Here is a 2,290-nt window from a genome sequence, read left to right on the forward strand (position 1 = left end):
GGGCCTCCGCCGGTTTCCCCGGCCGTTACGCCAGCCCGGCCCGCTCCAGCGCCTCGACGCCCGCCCGCAGGGACGCCACCCGCTCGTCCAGCGTGAAGCCGGCCGGTGCCAGCGTCAGCGTGGTCACCCCGGCCGCGGCGTACGCCTGCATCCGCTCCGCGATCCGCTCGACGGAGCCGAGCAGCGTGGTCTGGTCGATCAGCCGCTCAGGGATCGCCGCGGCGGCGCCGGCCTTGTCCCCGGACAGGTACTTGTCCTGGATCTCGGCGGCTTCCTTCTCGTAGCCCATCCGCTGCGCCAGCTGGTTATAGAAGTTCTGCTTGCGGCTGCCCATGCCGCCGACGTAGAGCGCGGTGTACGGGCGGAACGCGTCCGCCAGCGTGCTGACGTCCTTGTCCTCGCCCAGCGACAGCGGCAGCGTCGGACAGACGTCGAACCCGTCCATGGTCTTGCCGGCCGCTTCCCGCCCCGCCCGAATGTGGGAGACGGCGGTCTCCTCCAGGTGGTCGGCGGAGGGGAAGATGAGCAGCGCGCCGTCGGCGATCTCGCCGGTCTGCCGCAGGTTCTTCGGGCCGATCGCCGCGATGTAGAGCGGGATGTGCTCGCGCTCCGGGTGCACGGTGAGCTTCAGCGGCTTGCCGGGGCCGCCGGGCAGCGGCAGCGTCCAGTGCGCGCCCTCGTAGGACAGCCGCTCGCGGGCCATCGCCTTGCGGACGATCTCCACGTACTCGCGGGTGCGCGCCAGCGGCTTGTCGAACTTCACGCCGTACCAGCCCTCGGAGACCTGCGGCCCCGAGACGCCCAGGCCCAGCCGGAACCGGCCGCCGGAGAGCGAGTCCAGGGTCGCCGCGGTCATCGCGGTCATCGCGGGCGTACGGGCCGGGATCTGGAAGATCGCCGAGCCGACGTCGATGCGCTCGGTCTGCGCGGCCACCCAGGAGAGCACCGTGGGGGCGTCGGAGCCGTACGCCTCGGCCGCCCAGCAGACCGCGTATCCGAGGCGATCGGCCTCCTGAGCCACCGCGAGATTGTCGGAGTCCATTCCGGCGCCCCAGTAGCCGAGGTTGATGCCAAGCCTCATGCCGCACCCCTTACCCATCAGTAACGTCGTTGTTCCGGGGACTCTAGCGCGCGCGTGCGGCAGGCGTCACCGGAGGACCGTCCGGCGGGTTGTCCACAGGTCCCCTGATCGCGGCAGGCGGCGCGTAACCTCAGGGCCCATGGAGCAAAGGCACCTCGGCCGTACGGGCCTTCGCGTGTCCCGTCTGGGGCTCGGCACCCTGAACTGGGCACGCGACACGGACGAGCAGGAAGCCGCCGGCCAGCTCAAGTCGTTCTGGGAGGCCGGCGGGACCCTGGTCGACACCGCCGACATCTACTCCGACGGCGGCGCCGAATACCTCCTCGGCCGGCTGCTGGAAGGACTGGTTCCGCGCCACGACCTGGTGATCGCGACCAAGGCCGGCAGCGTCCTCGCGCCCGACCGCCGGGTGGACGGCTCCCGCCGCCATCTCCTCGCCGCCCTCGATGCCTCCCTGGAGCGCCTGGGCACCGACTACGTCGACCTGTGGCAGCTGCACGCCTTCGACCCGGACACACCGCTAGAGGAGACCCTCCAGGCCCTCGACCTCGCCGTCGCCACCGGCCGGGCGCGCTATGTCGGCCTGGCGAACTTCTCCGGCTGGCAGCTCGCCAAGGCCGCCACCTGGCAGCTCGCGGCTCCGGGGGTGCGGAACCGGCTGGCGAGCGCACAGCTCGAATACTCCCTCCTCCAGCGCGGCGTCGAACGCGAAGTCCTGCCCGCCGCCCAGGATTTGGGGATCGGCCTGCTCCCCTCCTCCCCCCTCGGCCGCGGTGTCCTCACCGGCAAGTACCGGCACGCGACCCCGGCCGACTCCCGCGGCGCCTCGGAACACCTCGCGCCGTTCGTCGCGCCCTATCTGGACGAGACCGCGAGCCGGGTCGTCGAAGCGGTCAGCACCGCCGCCGACGGCCTTGCCGTCACCCCCCTCCAGGTCGCGCTGTCCTGGCTCCGCGACCGCCCCGGAGTGACCGCACCGATCCTCGGCGCGCGCACGGCGCCGCAGCTCAGAGCGTCACTGTCAGTGGAGGCCCTTAGTCTTCCTGACGAGATCCGCCGGGCGCTGGACGATGTATCGGCTCCGGTGCACCACTATCCCGACCACAACTGGAGCACGCTGTGAGTACCGACCGCCCCGCCGGCGACACCCCGCCCGAGCAGGAGGCCGCGCCCGGCGGCGAGGCGGACAGCGGATCGCGGTCCGGATCC

The 2,290-nt window shown here is 72.1% G+C and carries 2 protein-coding genes; one reads left to right on the forward strand and one right to left on the reverse strand.

The window, feature by feature from the left end; genetic code table 11:
* Positions 1-25: 25 nt before the first annotated feature.
* The gene (locus tag IEZ17_RS24995) at positions 26-1,081 is read right to left on the reverse strand and encodes an LLM class F420-dependent oxidoreductase (protein ID WP_189303729.1); all 1,056 of its coding nucleotides are present in this window, start codon (positions 1,079-1,081) and stop codon (positions 26-28) included.
* Positions 1,082-1,220: 139 nt separating this feature from the next.
* Between IEZ17_RS24995 and IEZ17_RS25000 the strand changes: the two genes are divergently transcribed.
* Complete coding sequence (locus IEZ17_RS25000; protein ID WP_189303731.1) at positions 1,221-2,204, forward strand: aldo/keto reductase; 984 nt, start codon at positions 1,221-1,223, stop codon at positions 2,202-2,204.
* Positions 2,205-2,290 lie beyond the last annotated feature (86 nt).

Origin of the sequence: Streptomyces albospinus (assembly GCF_014648695.1) — a bacterium.
Classification (GTDB): Bacteria; Actinomycetota; Actinomycetes; order Streptomycetales; family Streptomycetaceae; genus Streptomyces; species Streptomyces albospinus.